Annotated in this window: 3 protein-coding genes; 1 reads left to right on the top strand and 2 read right to left on the bottom strand. The window is 33.8% G+C overall.

The window, feature by feature from the left end:
- Window positions 1-277 precede the first annotated feature (277 nt).
- Window positions 278-601, top strand: coding sequence for a hypothetical protein (locus QME45_14670; protein ID MDI6619870.1), 324 nt, complete (start codon window positions 278-280; stop codon window positions 599-601).
- Window positions 602-640: 39 nt separating this feature from the next.
- Here the strand turns inward: QME45_14670 and QME45_14675 are convergent, their stop codons facing one another.
- On the bottom strand, window positions 641-1,312 hold the full coding sequence (locus QME45_14675; protein ID MDI6619871.1) for a stage II sporulation protein P: 672 nt from the start codon (window positions 1,310-1,312) through the stop codon (window positions 641-643).
- A gap of 220 nt (window positions 1,313-1,532) precedes the next feature.
- Window positions 1,533-2,069: a GNAT family N-acetyltransferase gene (locus QME45_14680; GenBank protein MDI6619872.1), complete on the bottom strand. Its 537-nt coding sequence runs from the start codon at window positions 2,067-2,069 to the stop codon at window positions 1,533-1,535.
- Between the last annotated feature and the right edge of the window lie 113 nt (window positions 2,070-2,182).

The raw sequence follows: 2,182 nt of genomic DNA on the forward strand, positions 1-2,182 counted from the left end.
TAATGCTCATTCGTTGCTCAAAATAGCATAATCCTATTTATGTCCGGGCCTGGTTCCAAATTACGAATTGAAGTTATTATGTCCTTCAATCAATTAAACTTTCATAATGCTCATTGCTTCGTTCAAATCATCACAGTTCATACTGCACTGCAAGCCTGAAGTTCATTCAAACAGGTACATATTTTATATTTGACGAATCAAAATTAGTATGTCATATAATTTTTCGTATCATATTATATAATTATAATCCGTTTTTAAAAAAAGAAAGGTAAAAACTATGAGATATGATTCGAGCCGCATGAAATATAACTGTGGCTGCACAGTTAGACGCTCAATTCCATGCAGGGTATTCATGTATTATTTATATCCCTTATATTATGATTATCCGGCAATATATACACAACATTTAAACCGCCAGAATACTTTTAAAAATATGTACAGAAAGAAAAAAAGCAAGCACTACAATCCCGGAATAAATGAAACTCTGGATTTAATAGGTTGCTATAATCCATATGTCCTGGAGGCCATAACAAAATGCAGTATTCCGTATTTCAAAGCAAAAAAGATCGTAAGAAAGATGATTGACCATATTGTTTGTTAAATGGGACTAATTATTTCTTTGAATATGCATAACTTATTTTTACTGGTTCGTAACATCTATTATGGCCTTGGATAAAATTTTCAATGAACCTTTTGCCTCTTCGAATGTATTTGCAGCGTCACCTATTTCAATAAGCATACCAATTGCACCCATGCTCTGATTATAATCCTGATCGTCAACTGTTACTATTTGTACAGGCAATGTCTTATAGTTCCTGTCGATTTCAGCCTTTATCCTGCCCGCAAAAAGCAGCGAGTCGCTGGAACTTTTGGACTTTTTAGAAATGATAATAGATATGGGGCAGCATACATTTTTCCCCGCCATATATCTTTCACCATGTTTTGTCTGTCCCCGGCTTATGTCAAGCAATACATATTTTATATCCTTTTTAAGGCTCTTTTTAAGGCATGAATATGATTGCGTAAAAATATCATCCGAACCCTCGGTTATCCTTAAAAAAAACGGATTTAGCCCCCCTTCTTTTAAATAACTTACGCCTTCCAGGCACAGCATTTCCATGTCATTTATCTTTATGTTATGCGAATTCAAATATATTCTCTTATGATTGGAGCTGTAAAAGATTATCGTTTTATCCTTCAAGTTTTCAACAATTCCAGCCGTCTTACTGTATCTGCTGACATTTACGAACAATATTCCGCATAATACAAAAACCGCTAAAGAAATATAATAAATTAGCTTTATTCTTTTCACCTTTTAAATCCACCTTCTACATAAAGTTAATAACCGAATATAATACTCTATATTGTATTTTATTTATTATATTTCTTTTTATGATAATTAACCCAATTAATACCATTACCTCCGTTTGCAGTACCCATCCAGTAATCAAAAGGCATTTTACTGCTGTCCGTCATATAATATGTATAAAAACGATATTCGTTTTTGTGCCACTTTATTCATACCTTCCAGTTCAATCAATTATTTTCCCCATATAAAAAAAATCATAATAATTTCCGTCCTTTTTCATCGCCATTCTTATTCTGCCTTCAATTTGAAAGCCCATTTTCTTGTAAAGCATGATGGCATGGTAATTATCTTCCCGTACCATAAGATCCACCTTTTTTATAATATGATTGCATTCAGCCCATTCAAAAAAATAATTTATGAGTGTAGTACCGACTCCTATATTCCAGTACTTCCTTAAAACGCTTATACCCATTTCCCCCCAGTGCTCAAGCCTCTTTCTACAATTTCCCCAAAATGTAAGCACCCCTGAAATCTCGCCATGTACAAGTGCCAGCAATATGATACGGTTTAATGACTCGTTATACTCTTTTATCATCTGTTTTTCCTGATCTATGTTATGACCGAATTCATTTCTTCCATAACTTAAAAAGTCTGATTCTCCCCCAACGGTATTTGAATATTTGACTATTTCTGCCGCATCCTTTACGGTAGCTTTTCTTATGATGCACTCGGAGCCATCTTTTAACCTGTATGTTACCATATTCAACACCCCCGTATATTTATCTTTAATTCGCAATTTGAAATCAGGCATAAATGGAATTATGTTATTTTGAGCGACGAATGAGCATTATGAGAGTTTTGATAAGTTCTCGG

Source organism: Clostridiales bacterium, from assembly GCA_030016385.1.
Lineage (GTDB): Bacteria > Bacillota > Clostridia > Clostridiales > Oxobacteraceae > JASEJN01.